The sequence below is a fragment of the Tessaracoccus sp. MC1627 genome (assembly GCF_014164725.1).
Classification (GTDB): domain Bacteria; phylum Actinomycetota; class Actinomycetes; order Propionibacteriales; family Propionibacteriaceae; genus Arachnia.
The window spans coordinates 408,579-422,315 of record NZ_JACJGA010000001.1 but is presented as its reverse complement, the minus strand read 5'-3'; the positions used below and the strand labels follow the sequence as shown (position 1 = coordinate 422,315).

Here is a 13,737-nt window from a genome sequence, read left to right as displayed (position 1 = left end):
TAAGTCTCGCCGCCCGCGCTAGAGCGCGGGCCCACCAACATAGGGCAGGCGGCTCTGACGCGCCCGCGCTGTAGCGCAGGCGCTCATAACGAAGGCAGGCGCCGAGACCCAAGGCAGGCGCGGGGTGGCGGAGGCGGGAGGGGAGGCACCGCAGAGCGGTGGATGAGGGGGACCGGTCGCGGTGGGTCGGGCGTTGGGCAAGGCACGCCGCGTTTGGGCGTGCCGAGGGCGCCCATGGGCGAGGCCGGTCCCCCTCAGCCACCGCGGAACCCAGGTCCCTGGGAAGCCAACGTCGACGCACGCTGCGCCGCTCCGCGGCAGGCGTGGCTCAACCAGCGGGGAGGGGACGCGAAAGGGGCGCCGGTTGCCCGGCGCCCCTCGCGTGAATCAGCCTTGGAGGATCACTCCTTGACGTCCTCGTCGACCCAGTCGAAGGTCCGCGTGACGGCCTTCTTCCACAGGCGGAACTTGCGCTCCCGCTCGGCCTCGTCGACCACTGGCTTCCAGCGCTTGGCCTCTGCCCAGTTGTCGATGACGTCCTGCTCACCCTCCCAGTAGCCGACGGCGATGCCGGCTGCGTAGGCGGCGCCCAGGGCCGTGGTCTCCGCGACGACGGGGCGAACCACGTCGACGCCGAGCTGATCGGCCTGGAACTGCATGAGCGTCTCGTTCATCGTCATGCCGCCGTCAACCTTGAGCTCGGCGAGCTTGACGCCCGAGTCCGCCTCCATGGCTTCCAGCACCTCGCGCGTCTGGTAGGCGGTGGCCTCCAGGGCTGCGCGGGCGATGTGACCACGGTTGACGTAACGGGTGAGGCCGACCAACGCGCCGCGCGCGCTGGACTTCCAGTAGGGCGCGAAGAGGCCCGAGAACGCGGGCACGAAGTACGCGCCGCCGTTGTCCTCGACCGTGCTGGCCAGCTCTTCGACCTCGGGGGCCGAGCTGAACATCTTCAGGTTGTCGCGCAGCCACTGCACCAGCGAGCCGGTGACCGCGATCGAGCCCTCGAGGGCGTAGATGGCGGGCTTGTCGCCGATCTTGTAGCACACGGTGGTCAGCAGGCCGTTCGTCGACGGGACGATCGCTTCGCCCGTGTTGAGCAGCATGAAGTTGCCGGTGCCGTAGGTGTTCTTCGCCATGCCGGGCTCGAAGCAGGCCTGGCCGAAGGTGGCCGCCTGCTGGTCGCCCAGGATGCCTGCGATGGGGACGTCGGGCAGGAGACCTGCCGCGCGACCCACGCCGTACACCTCGGCCGAGCTCTTGATCTCGGGCAGCATCGACATGGGGATGGTCATGTCTGCCGCGATGTCCGCGTCCCAGCTGAGGGTGTTGAGGTCCATCAGCATGGTGCGCGAGGCGTTGGTCACGTCGGTGACGTGCACTCCGCCGTCGACGCCGCCGGTCATGTTCCACAGCACCCAGCTGTCCATGGTGCCCATGACGAGGTCGCCGGCTTCGGCGCGCTCGCGTGCGCCCTCGACGTTGTCGAGGATCCACTTGACCTTGGGGCCACAGAAGTAGGTGGCCAGGGGGAGGCCCACTCGGGCCTTGTACTTGTCCTGGTCTCCGCCGCCGAGCTCTTCGACGATCTTCGCGGTGCGGGTGTCCTGCCAGACGATGGCGTTGTAGACGGGTTCACCGGTGTTCTTGTCCCACACGACGGTGGTCTCGCGCTGGTTGGTGATGCCAACCGCCGCGATCTGCTGGTGGTTGATGGATGCGCCGCTGAGTGCCTCCGCGACGACGGCGCGGACGTTGTTCCACACCTCGACGGGGTTGTGCTCAACCCAGCCTGCGCGCGGGAAGATCTGCTCGTGTTCCTTCTGACCGGTGGCGACGATCTGGCCGCTGTGGTCGAAGACGATGGCCCGGGAGCTCGTTGTCCCCTGGTCGATTGCGAGTACGTACTTGTCAGCCATTACTTAACTCATTTCCTTTCGATCAGATTGCCGGCAGGAGAACGCCGGAGAGGAGGCCGGCCAGGACGCCACCGATGATGGGGCCGACGACCGGCACCCAGGCGTAGCCCCAGTCGGAGCTGCCCTTGCCCTTGATGGGCAGGATGGCGTGCACGATGCGGGGGCCGAGGTCACGCGTCGGGTTGATGGCGTAACCGGTGGGGCCACCGAGGCTGAGGCCGATACCGAGGACCAGCAGTGCCACGCCGAGGGCGCCGAGCCAGCCGAGGTTGGCGGGGGCGACGCCGCTGTTCGCTGTGAAGTTGCCTGCCGCGAGGACGACGAAGACCAGGACGAAGGTGCCGATGACCTCAGTGACCACGTTCATGGCGTAGTTGCGGATGGCAGGGCCGGTGGAGAACACGGCGAGCTTCAGGGCCGGATCCGGCTCCTCGTCGAAGTGGTCCTTGTAGGCCAGCCAGCAGAGGACCGCACCGATCATCGCGCCGAGAAGCTGGGCAGCGATGTAGACGACGGTGGACGCGGCCGTGATCGGGACGCCCGTGGCGTAGTTCTCAGATCCCGAGGCGAGGATGCCCAGGGTGACGGCGGGGTTGATGTGGCCGCCCGACTTGTACGAGACGAGGACGCCCGCGAAGACCGCGATACCCCAGCCCCAGTTGATGAAAAGGAAGCCCTGCCCGTTGCCCTTGGTCTTGGTGAGGATCGCGCTAGCGACGACACCACCACCAAGCAGCAGCAGCATGGCTGATCCCACGACTTCCGAGAGGAAGACAACACCCAAAGAGGTTTCCATCCCTCACTCCGTTCCTGACAGCTCTGTCAGTCCGGCGTCACCAGTGACGCATGCTTCATGACGACCCCAACGGCCGCCGACCACAAGCCAACTCTGGTCTGCACGTCCTTGCAAGGACGGTGCACGTTCGTGCACCAACAGGTGCTGACAATGCACCTTTCGGAGAAGCCTGCGCGTCGCCTTGCGGAATCCGGCAGACTGCATGGCCACACACTCAGGCCGCGCGCAGGTACTGCTCCACAGTGATCCGACGGCGGCTCGAGACTGCCAGGACTGACAGCAGCAGCCCGACCGCCGCCATCAGCACCGCCATCGTCGCGAGGCCGATCTCACCGCTGCCTCCAGACAGCGAGGCGCGCACCAGTAGCAGGCCGTTGTGCAGCGGGGAGACCGCCGCGATCGGGTTCAGCCAGGACGCGGCCGACGACAGGCCCAGGGCCACCGTCATGACGAGCAGGAGCAGCGACACCGCCCGCCCAGCGTTGCCCAGCCATCCGGCCAGCGCATGGTTGGCGAACACGAACGACGCGCCCATCACGATCAGCAGCGCCGCGAGCGCCACCGTCGACCCGAACCCGACGTCGAGGACCACCCCGCCGACGAGGCCGAGCAGCAGGCCCTGGGCCGCCACGACCGCCAGCGGCAACCACATGGTCTGCGCCCACAGGGCCAGGCTGGACGCACGCGAGGTCACCACATCGCGCGGGATGGGACGGGCGACGACGAAGCTTGCCAGCGCGCCCAGCCACAGCCCGGCGACGAGCAGCAGCGAGACAAGAGGCACGCGTCCGCTCTCCAGGAGGTCGTCGGGGGTATCCACGGGCGCCGCGACGACGGTGGCGAGCCGCTCACGATCGCGCGGGGAGTAGGTGGGCACCTGGTCAGCGCCCTTGGCCAGCTCGGTGGCGAACGTGGTCACGCCGTCGTCCAGCTGCCGGGCACCGTCGGAGAGCTGCGCGAGCCCATCGGCGAGGAGCGCGGTGCCGTCGGCCGCCGACGTCACGCCCTCGGTGTACTGGGTGAGGCCGTCGACGAAGGTGGCGGCGCCCGTCTCGAGCTGGCCGACGCCGTCGTCGAGCTGGGCGACCCCGTCGGCGAACTGCAAGGCGCCGTCTGCGAGTTCGCCGGCGCCGTCGTTGAGCTGGGTGGCTCCGGCGGAGATGGCGGGGGCGTTGTCGACGATGGGCTGGGCCTCGGTGGCCAGGGTGTCGGCGCCGTCGCGGATCTGGGTCAGGCCCGCCTTGAGCTCGCCCAGTTGGGCCTCGGTCTGGGCGGGCAGTTCGGTGACGAGCTGGTCCACGCCGTCGGCCAGCTGGTCCGCTCCCCCGGCCAGTGCCTCCGCGCCGGCCACGAGCGAGAGGCCGGTGGCGGCATCGGGGGTGGTGAGGGCGGCGGACGCGGTGCCGGTGCCGGCCTGGAAACCTGCGCTGACTCCGGCGGACGCTCCCGCGGCGAAGGTCTGCTGAAGCATCTCGCACGTGGCCGGGTCGGCCACCGGGCACTCGAAGCCCGCGGCGATCTGGCCGCCGATGGCGGTCACCTCATCAGGCGCCGGGATCGCGCCGGAGCTGAAGCCCTGCATGGCCTGGTTGACCTGCGCGATGCCGCCGGACAGCCCCGCGGCGCCGTCGGCGGTCTGCCTGGCCCCTGTGGCGAGTTGTTCGAGCTGAGAGAAGTCCTGCGGCTGGTCCAGCCCCGCGATGACCTGGTCCAGTCCGTCGCGCAGCTGCCCCACCCCGCCGATCGCCTGCGCGGCGCCGTCGGCGAAGGCCGGGATGCCCGTGAGGAGCTGGTCCGCGCCGTCGGCGAACTGCTGCGCGCCGTCGGCCAGCTCGGCGGCGCCGTCGGCCAGCTGGGAGCTGCCGGAGCTGAGCTCGCGGATGCCGATGACCAGCTGGTCACCGCCGTCGGCGAGCTTCGGCCCGTTCTCGCCGAGCAGCGCCATGCCGTCGCTCAGCTGGTTGGCACCCTGGGACGACTGGAGCGTCCCGTCGGCCAGCTGGGCGGACCCGTCGCTCAGCTGCTGCGCGCCGTCGACGATCGTGGAGAACTGCTCACCCACGGTGTTGAAGCCCACGTAGATGCCGTCGAGGTAGCCCTCGGTGAGGGTGGCGTTGATGGTGTCGGTGGCAAGGCGTGCGATCTGCTGGGCGAGCTGCGCGTCGGTGACGGGCGCGTTCTCGCTGACCTGCACCTCGATGGTGGCCTGCTGGGCGGTGTCGGCGTCGTTCTCCGAGAACGAGGTGGCGGCCGCGGAGAACCCCTGGGGGATGGTCACCACGGCGGCGAACTCCCCGGAGGCGAGGCCGTCCGCAGCGCTCGGCTCGTCCGCCAACGTCCAGCTGACGTTCTCGCCGTCGCGCTCGATCATGGCGGCCGCCAACTGGCGGCCCATCGGGACGAGTTGCCCGTTGACGGTGACGGCCTCGTCGAGGTTGACGACGGCGGCGGAGATCTCTTCGTCCCCGCCCGGCCTGGTCAGGGCGAGCAGGGCCGCCACCGCCAGGAGCGGGACAAGCACCAGCGCGATGATGGCCGGCCAGGTGACGCGGCGTCCGGACTGGGTCTCGGGTGTCATGCCCGGCTCCCCTCGTGAGCGATGGCCGGGGCGGCGTAGATGCCGTCCAGGGTGTGGTCTGTGAGGTGGTCCTCGACGGCGGCGCACAGCACGACGACGCCGTCTGGGCGGATCCTGTCCACGAGCGCGTTGAGGGCGGCCCGCGCCTCGGGGGTGGTGACGAGGTCAACCGAGTCGATGAACGCCACCCTCCCCGGGTTGGTCTGGACGAGCGCCAGCGCGGGATCGTCGACGTGGGCGAGGTCCAGGTAGGTGACCCGACGCCTCGCGTTCCCGGCGGCCTGCGGCAGGAGCGCCCCGGCCACCCGGGCGCGGCCGCCGGTGGTCTCCAGGCGCCCGCTGAGCGCCAGCGCCGCGCCGGTGCGCGCGCCGACGGGGCCGACGAGCCCGATCACGTTGCCGGGCACGAGCCGGAGGTCCATGGCCCCCACCACGCCGTCGACCGCGAGGCCCTCGGCGTAGAGCAGGGACCCGTCGCCGGGCCAGCCCTTCAGAGCCATCTCGGTGGACAGCACCTCTCCCTCCACGTCGAAGGTGGGCAGGATCCGGTCCAGCCACTTCGGCAGCCACCACGCACGCTCACCCAGCAGCGCGAGGACGGCGGGCACCAGGGTCATCCTCACGAGGAACGCGTCCACCGCGACACCCACCGCCAACGCGAAGGCGATCGGCTTGATGGCGCTCATGCCCTGCGGCACGAAGAACGCGAACACCGCCACCATGATGACGGCCGCCGCCATGACCACCGGCCCGGAGGCGACGAAGCCGCCACGGATGGCCTCAAGGGGTGACTTGCCGTGGACGTACTCCTCGCGCATCCGGCTGACGAGGAACACCTCGTAGTCCATGGCCAGGCCGAACAGGATGCCCATCAGCAGGATGGGCAGGAAGGAGATGATCGGCATGCCGCGTTCGAGGTTGACGACCTCCTTGAGGAAGCCGTAGTTGAACACCAGCGCGGTGGCGCCGAAGGCGGCGCTCACGCTGAGCAGATACCCCACCGTCGCCTTGATGGGAACCCAGACGGAGCGGAACACGGCGGCCAGCAGGACCAGGGAGAGGCCCACCACCAGGAGGCCGAACGGCAACAGCGCCGCCGTGAGCTTCTCGCTGATGTCGATCTGGACCGCCGTGAGCCCGGTCACGTTGGTGGAGACGCCGTAACGGGACTCCCAGTCGTCGGCCCGGCCCTGGAGGGCGCGGACGAGATCCGCGGTGGCGGGGTCGTCGGGGCCGGTCTCGGGCACGACCTGGATGAGGCCGGTGTCTGCGTTGGGGTTGGGGGTGGCGAGCGGGACGCCGGCCACGCCGTCCATCTGCTCGATGTCCTCCTTGAGGCTGGCCATGAGGCCGAGGGGGTCGGTGGAGCCGATGATGTCCGCGGTGACGATGAGGGGCCCGTTGACGCCGGGGCCGAAGTGCTCCGCGATCAGGTCGAAGGCGATCCGTGCGGGTTGGTCCGGGCGCTGCTGGCCCGCGTTCGGCAGCGACACCTGCAGCCCCAGCGCCGGAAGCGCCAGAGCCACCAGGCTGCTCACCACCAGCACGATGGTGAGGACGGGGCGGGAGGTGGTGAGGTTGACCCACCACGCGAACGCGCCGCCGTGCTTCCTGGGCTTGGCGGCCGCCTTGCGCGGCTTGGGGCGCATCCGCTCCCCCATCACGCCCATCAGCGCGGGGAGGAAGGTGAGCGCGATGGCCACCGCGACGGCGACGGTGATGGCCGCGAAGATGCCCATGACGGTGAGGAAGGGGATGTTGGCCACCCCGAGTCCGAGCAGCGCGATGAACACGGTGAGGCCGGCGAAGACGACGGCCGAGCCTGAGGTGCCGACGGCGCGGCCCGCGGATTCCTCGGGGTCCAGCCCTTCGCGGAGCTGGTCGCGGTGCCGGGAGAGGATGAAGAGGGCGTAGTCGATGCCGACCGCCAGCCCCAACATCACCGAGAGCAGCGGAGTGGTGGAGTTGATGTCGAAGATGCTGGTCAGCAGGAACATCAGCGCCATCGCGATGCCCACGCCGGTGATGGCGGTGAGCAGCGGAAGGCCGGCCGCCACGATGGAGCCGAGCACCACCGTCAGCACCACCAGCGCCACCACCAGCCCGATGGCCTCGATGACGGAGAGGTGAGGCAGTTCGATGTTGTAGGCCTCGCCGCCCATGCTGACCTGGGTGCCCTCCGGCATGGCCGCCTGGAGGGCATCGGCCACCTCGCTGATGGGTTCGAGCTGCTCCTCGGTGGGCGACTGGCCGTCGAAGTCCAGGCTGAGCTGGATGATGGCGGCGCGCCCGGAGTCCGAGATCAGCCCGTCGACGTACTCGTTCCACGGGGACGTGACGGCCTCCACCATGGACAACTCGCCGAACTCCTCGAGGGAGGCCTCGATCTCGGTCCGGGAATCAGTCACCTGCTCACCCTCGGGGGCCACGACGATGGCCAGGGCGGAGAGCGCCGCCCCCTGCGGGAACGTCATGCGCAGCTTGTCCAACGCCTCCTGGGACTTCGAGGACGGGATCTCGAACGCGTTGTTGAACGACCCCCCGAAGGTCACCGCGGCGAGGCCCAGCACAAGGAGGGCCGAGAGCCAGAGACCGATGACGGTGAGGCGGCGCCGGTAGCACCAACGACCAACGGCATAGAGCCAAGCAGACATACTTCGGGGCCTCTTCTTCAGATCGATCCCAAGCCGGATAGGCTCACAGGATACAACTATGCACCGAAATGCCTACATTTCTGCATCCATCCTTCTGGAGGTCCGCGACCATGACTATCGAACTCACGCGACGCCGGTCTGAGACGCGGCGCAGGCTCGTCCTGGCGGCGATCGAGGAGTTCAGCCGGCGCGGCATCGACGCCACCAGCGTCGAGCACCTGTGCGCCGCCGCCGGCTTCACCCGTGGCGCGTTCTACTCCAACTTCGCCACCAAGGACGACGTGTGCGTCGAGGTGATGCGGCACGTGGCCGAGGATCAGGTGGCCCTGTATCGCTCATCGCTGGCGGCGCTGCCCGACGAGATGACCACCGAGCAGATCATCGCCGGCATCCTCGACGTCAACCAGGCGGGGCCCGAGGTCATGCGGACGTTGATGGAGATCGACCTGCGCGCCTACCGGGACCCGGAATTCGGCGAGCGGGTCGACGAGATGCGCAAGGACGTCTGGCCCCTGTACGTGGACCTGGTGACCTCGGCGGCCGAGCGGGCCGGGCTCGAGTTCGAGGTGGACGTGGAGGATCTGCTGCTGATCTTCGAGGCCATCTGGCATCACCCGCGCACCGCGGCCAGCGATCAGCCCGGGCTCCGCAACCGGCTGATCACCGCCGTCGCCCGCCACCTCACCCGGGAGAAGGCGTGACCGCGCGGGTGCAGCGACTCCTCACCGCGGGAAACCACGACCCCGCCGGTCCGCCGGTCCACGAGAACAACGTGTGGATCGTCGGAGAGGGCGCAGACGTAGTCGTGATCGATCCGGCCCACGATGCTGACGCGGTGGCCCGGGCTGTCGCGGGGCGGAGGGTCACCGCGATCCTGCTCACCCACGGGCACTGGGATCACGTGCGGGCGGCGGTGGAGTTCGCCGCGCTGGTGGAGGCGCCGGTGCACCTGAACGAGGCGGACCGGTTCCTGTGGGCGGCCGAGCACGGCGAGGCGACGTTCGAGCCGCTGCGGGACGGCGACGTCTTCCACGCGGGCGGGGTAGAGCTCGTGGCGCGGCATACCCCTGGCCACACCCCCGGCTCGACGTCGCTCGTCGCGGCGAGCCTCGGCTGCGTGTTCAGCGGCGACACCCTGTTCGAGGGCGGCCCGGGTGCCACGCGATGGGACTACTCGAGCTTCGAGCAGATCATCGCGTCCATCACCTCGGGGCTGTTGACCCTCCCGGACGAGACTGTGGTGCACACCGGCCACGGCCCGTCGACGAGCATCGGCGCCGAGCGCCCCGCGCTCGGGAACTGGATTCGCCGCGGCTGGTGAGGGCCGCCCGTCCGTCATCGGCCCTGGCAATAGGATGGGCGCAGGCACCAGGGAAGGGAACGAATGAAGGTCTTGATCACCGGCGGCGCCGGCTACATCGGCAGCACCGTCGCATCGGCGTGCGAGGACTCCGGACACGAGGTGGTCATCCTCGACGACTTCTCCACCGGCCGTCGCGAGTTCATCGGGGACCGCGCCGTGTACGAGGGCGACTTCGCCGACGAGGCCCTCCTGGAGCGGGTCTTCTCCGAGCACTCGATCGACGCCGTGGTGCACTGTGCCGCCAAGATCGTGGTGCCTGAGTCGGTCGAGCAGCCGCTGGACTACTACGAGAACAACGTCTCCAAGACCATCACGCTGCTGCGGGCGATGGAGCGGGCCGGGGTCCTGCGGTTCCTGTTCTCCTCGTCCGCCTCCATCTACGCGCCGGACGAGAACTTCATCGTCACGGAGGACTCGCCGCTCTCCCCCGGCTCGCCGTATGCGCGCACCAAGTACATCGTCGAGATGATCCTCGAGGACTTCACCAGGGCCTCGGCCATGAAGGTGCTCTCGCTGCGCTACTTCAATCCCATCGGCACGGACCCGAAGCTCCGATCCGGCCAGCAGCTCGAAAAGCCCAGCCACGTGCTGGCCAAGCTGCTCGAGGCGTGGAGCAAGGGCGAGACGTTCACCGTCACCGGCGTCGAGTGGCCCACCCGCGACGGCTCCGGCATCCGGGACTTCATCCATGTCTGGGACCTCGCCCAGGCCCACGTCGCGGCGCTGGAGGGCTTCGACAAGGCCACGGCCACCTCGTCCTACGAGGTGTTCAACATCGGCACCGGCAGCGGCGTCACCGTCAAGGAACTGGCCGCCTCGTTCGAGGCGATCTCCGGCGACGCACTCAAGGTCCAGGAAGGCCCGTCCCGGCCTGGCGACGTGGCCGGCGTATACACGGTGTCGTCGAAGGCCAAGGACGTACTGGGCTGGGAGGCGAAGCTCACCGAGCAGGAGGCGGTGCGCGACGCCATCGCGTGGCTGCCCGTGCGCAGGGAGATGCTCGGCTACTGATCGGGTCGGAATGGCCCGTGGTCCCGGTCCCCGCTTACAGTGGGACCATGATGCGCAAGGTGCTGTGGATGGTGGCCATCCTGGTGATCGTCTCTGCGGTGACGACCTTCGTGGACCGGCGCGAGGCGGCCCGTCGTCGCGCGCTCTGGGCCGAGGCCACTGACCCGGTCTGACCCCCCATCGGCCACCTCCCCCTAGGCTGACCACATCATGATGGACAACCGGTGGTCACGCGACGGGCGCACCGTCCTCCGCGACGCCGCCCTGGCCGCGGTGTTCGCCGTCGGCACCGGGGTCCCAGTCCTGGCTGTGCCGGATGTGGACTTCTCGCGGCGGGCCATCGCCTGGTCGCTGCTCATGTGCGCCTCGTTGGTGGTGCGACGCGTGGCGCCGTTGGCCGCGCTGGGAGTCCTGAGCGCCGCGGGCGTCGGCATGGCCGCGACACTCACCACCCCGGTCCCCGCCCTCCTCGCCGTCCCCGTCGTCATCTACAGCGTCGGCAGGTATCAGCGGATGTCGGCGGTGCTGCTGGTGGTGGCCTTCGGCGTGGCCGGCTCGCTGGCCGGGCCGCTCAGCTGGACGGGCGGCATGCCGCAGCCGTACCGCCTCGTCGGCACCACGCTGCTGGTGCTGCTGTGCCTGGCCATCGTCGCGCTGAGCTTCCTGTGGGGACGGTTCCTGCGCGAGCGCGCCTTGACGGAGGCGCTGGACCGCGAGATCGTCACCGAGCGGTTCACGGCCGCCCAACGCTCCGAGCGGCAGCGCACGGAGCTCGCCGCGAGGCGGGCGCGCACCGAGGTGGCGCAGGAACTCCACGACGTCCTCGCCCACTCGTTGTCGATCATCGTCGTGCAGGCCGAGGGGGCCCGCGCGATGGCGGCGAAGCGCCCCGAGGCCGCCGTCGAGGCCCTTGACGTGATCGCGGACACGGGGCGCAAGTCGATCGGGGAAGTGCGCCGGATCGTGGCCCTGATGCGCGGCGACGCGGACTCCCCCGCCTTCGGGCCGTCGCCGTCGCTCACCCAGATCCCCGAACTGATCGCCGGCGCGGGCCACCGGATCACGTTGGAGGTCGACGGCGAGGTCCCGCTGGTGCCCGAATCGTTGGGCGTGACCGCGTTCCGGGTCCTGCAGGAGGCCGTCACCAATTTCCTCAAGCACGCCGGCCCCACCGCGACCGCGGAGGTGCGCGTGGGGTTCACCCCGGAGGCCATCGAGATCCAGGTCCGCGACGACGGGCTGGGCGCGCTGTCGACCTCCGACGGACACGGCTCAGGGATCCCCGGGATGCGGGAGCGGGTGCTGGCGATGGGCGGCGAGTTCACGGCCGGGCCGTGGGCGGGCGGCGGGTACGAGGTGCGGGCGCGGCTTCCGATGCCGAGCCAGCTGGGCAAGAGTTGGCTGAGAGGGGCCTGACGTGATCACAGTGCTGTTGGCGGACGATCAGTCGTTGGTGCGCAGTGGCTTCCGGATGCTGATCGACTCGGCCGACGACATGGAGACCGTGGGCGAGGTGGACAACGGCCGCGACGCCGTGGCCGCGGTCCGGACCAAGCGCATCGACGTGGTGCTCATGGACATCCGGATGCCCGTCATGGACGGCATCGAGGCCACCCGGCAGATCAGCGCCCTGGGCCTGGACACCAAGGTGCTGGTGCTGACCACCTTCGACCTGGACGAGTACGTGTTCGCGGCCATCCGGGGCGGCGCGAGCGGGTTTCTGCTCAAGGACGCCCTCCCCGAGGAGCTGCTGGGCGCCATCCGCGCGGTGGCCAGCGGCGACGCCGTCGTGGCGCCGTCGGCGACCCGCCGGCTGCTCACCCAGTTCGCGCCGCTCCTCCCCAAGGCTGGCCTGGCCCCGGACAGCCGCCTCGACGCGCTCACGGACCGCGAGCGGGAGGTCCTCGAGCAGGTGGCGCACGGGGCGAACAACACAGAGATCTCGCAGCGCCTGTACATGGCCGAAGGCACGGTCAAGACCCACGTCGGGCGGCTGCTGAGCAAGCTGGGCGCCCGCGACCGGGTTGGCCTGGTCCTCATCGCCCACGAGTGCGGCCTGCTCGACACCTGACCCGGGTGGAGGGGGCTCAGGAGCGCAGGAGATCCTCGGTACCGCGCTCCAGCGCCTCACGGCCCAGCCGTCGGCTCACGTCCACCAGCACCACGACGCAGGCCGCATAGACGACCGCGATTCCCAGGAAGGCGGGGGTCGAGAGCCCGCCCGGGGGGAGGACCGCCACGGCCACCAGCCCGGCCAGCACGAAGGCGCCGTTGAAGCCCACGTCGTAGAACGTGAAGGCCCGGCCCTTGTACTCCTCGTCGACGTGCGCCTGCACAATGGTGTCGACGCAGATCTTGAACGACTGCACGGTCAGGCCGATGAAGAAGCTCGCCACCAGCAGCGGCAGCATGGACGTGGTGAGGGCGGCGCCAGCCGAGACGACGGCGGCCGCGGTGAGCAGCGCCGTGGCGGCCCGTCGAAGCCCGAGCAGGCGAACCAGGGTGGGGACCACGGGCGCCGCGAGGATGAACCCGGCGCCCGTGGCCAGCCCCCACACGGTGAGGTCCGCGAGCGCATCCCCGGGCCTGTCGACTGGGTTCCACACGTGCCTCGCGGCGAGGATCACCGCGGCACTCCACACCCCGAACAACAGGCGCGTCACCGCCATCAGCGCCAGCGCCAGCACCGCGGCGGGACGGGTCCGGAGGTGTCGCCCCGCCTCGGCGAGGCCCGCGAGGACCCGCCGCAGGCTCGTCCGCTCCCCCGCGACATCCGGCCCCAGCGCCCCGCGCGCGAACCCGCGACACACCAGGACCGAGCCCACGAACATGGCCGCCGCAAGCCCGAACACGACGGCGTCCGCCTGGTGCGCCTGCATCACCCCGCCGAGCGCCGTGCGCGTCACGAAGCCCAGGACGGCGCCGATGACCACGCCGAGCGGCCCCACCGTCGGCAGGATCGACGACGCGGTCAGGTACTCATCGGCGTCGACGGTGTGCTGCAGCCCCGCCGACAGCCCCGCCAGCATGAACCTGTTGATGCTCATCGCCAGCAGCAGGGCGCCGTAGAGGACCACCGCCCATCCCCCCGTCGTCGCGCCCGAGGCGATGACCAGGCCGATGAGGGCCGCGAGACCGGCTCGGGCGACGTCGGAGTAGAGGGCGACGTTGCGGCGCGGCCAGCGGTCCAGGAGAGGGGAGACGAACGGCCCGATCACCGTGAACGGCAGCAGGGTGATCGCCAGCACCCCGGCGATCGCGGCCGCATTCGGCTGCGACTGTGGCGAGAACAGGATGTAGGAGGCCATCCCCACCTGCAGGGTGCCGTCGGCCGCCTGACTGAGCGTGCGCAGCGCCAGGAGACGGCGGAACGACGCGTGGCGCCAGAGCCGCCGGAGGGCGGCGATCACCTGCAT

At 70.1% G+C, this 13,737-nt stretch carries 11 protein-coding genes; 6 read left to right on the top strand and 5 right to left on the bottom strand.

The features are described from left to right. Positions 1 to 401 precede the first annotated feature (401 nt). The 4 genes from glpK to H5399_RS01820 all read right to left on the bottom strand — a co-directional run bounded on the left by glpK (position 402) and on the right by H5399_RS01820 (position 7,947). Positions 402 to 1,919 (bottom strand): glycerol kinase GlpK, encoded by a 1,518-nt coding sequence (gene glpK / locus H5399_RS01835; protein WP_182781319.1) that lies wholly within the window; start codon positions 1,917 to 1,919, stop codon positions 402 to 404. Positions 1,920 to 1,941: 22 nt separating this feature from the next. Then, positions 1,942 to 2,715 carry an MIP/aquaporin family protein gene (locus tag H5399_RS01830; RefSeq protein WP_182781318.1) on the bottom strand — a complete coding sequence of 258 codons (774 nt, stop codon included), beginning with the start codon at positions 2,713 to 2,715 and terminating at the stop codon, positions 1,942 to 1,944. Positions 2,716 to 2,929: 214 nt separating this feature from the next. Next, on the bottom strand, positions 2,930 to 5,293 hold the full coding sequence (locus tag H5399_RS01825; RefSeq protein ID WP_182781317.1) for a YhgE/Pip domain-containing protein: 2,364 nt from the start codon (positions 5,291 to 5,293) through the stop codon (positions 2,930 to 2,932). After that, a complete protein-coding gene (locus H5399_RS01820) occupies positions 5,290 to 7,947 on the bottom strand; it encodes an MMPL family transporter (RefSeq protein WP_182781316.1) in 2,658 nt (885 codons plus the stop codon). The genes H5399_RS01825 and H5399_RS01820 overlap by 4 nt, the downstream gene beginning before the upstream one ends. A 110-nt stretch (positions 7,948 to 8,057) precedes the next feature. Between H5399_RS01820 and H5399_RS01815 the strand changes: the two genes are divergently transcribed. The 6 genes from H5399_RS01815 (at position 8,058) to H5399_RS01795 (ending at position 12,392) form a co-directional block, all read left to right on the top strand. Continuing rightward, positions 8,058 to 8,648: a TetR/AcrR family transcriptional regulator gene (locus H5399_RS01815; RefSeq protein ID WP_182781315.1), complete on the top strand. Its 591-nt coding sequence runs from the start codon at positions 8,058 to 8,060 to the stop codon at positions 8,646 to 8,648. Next, positions 8,645 to 9,268: an MBL fold metallo-hydrolase gene (locus tag H5399_RS01810; RefSeq protein ID WP_182781314.1), complete on the top strand. Its 624-nt coding sequence runs from the start codon at positions 8,645 to 8,647 to the stop codon at positions 9,266 to 9,268. Before H5399_RS01815 ends, H5399_RS01810 begins: the two co-directional genes overlap by 4 nt. Before the next feature lie 63 nt (positions 9,269 to 9,331). Continuing rightward, positions 9,332 to 10,321, top strand: coding sequence for a UDP-glucose 4-epimerase GalE (gene galE / locus H5399_RS01805; RefSeq protein ID WP_182781313.1), 990 nt, complete (start codon positions 9,332 to 9,334; stop codon positions 10,319 to 10,321). A gap of 47 nt (positions 10,322 to 10,368) precedes the next feature. Continuing rightward, positions 10,369 to 10,494 (top strand): hypothetical protein, encoded by a 126-nt coding sequence (locus tag H5399_RS17750; protein WP_255421937.1) that lies wholly within the window; start codon positions 10,369 to 10,371, stop codon positions 10,492 to 10,494. Positions 10,495 to 10,531: 37 nt separating this feature from the next. Then, positions 10,532 to 11,737, top strand: coding sequence for a sensor histidine kinase (locus tag H5399_RS01800; protein WP_182781312.1), 1,206 nt, complete (start codon positions 10,532 to 10,534; stop codon positions 11,735 to 11,737). A gap of 1 nt (position 11,738) precedes the next feature. Continuing rightward, entirely contained in the window at positions 11,739 to 12,392 is a 654-nt protein-coding gene (locus H5399_RS01795) for a response regulator transcription factor (RefSeq protein WP_182781311.1), read from the top strand. Between the two features lie 16 nt (positions 12,393 to 12,408). On the opposite strand, the gene H5399_RS01790 is transcribed toward H5399_RS01795, so the two are convergent. Then, positions 12,409 to 13,737, bottom strand: a complete 1,329-nt coding sequence (locus tag H5399_RS01790; RefSeq protein WP_182781310.1) for an MFS transporter — start codon at positions 13,735 to 13,737, stop codon at positions 12,409 to 12,411.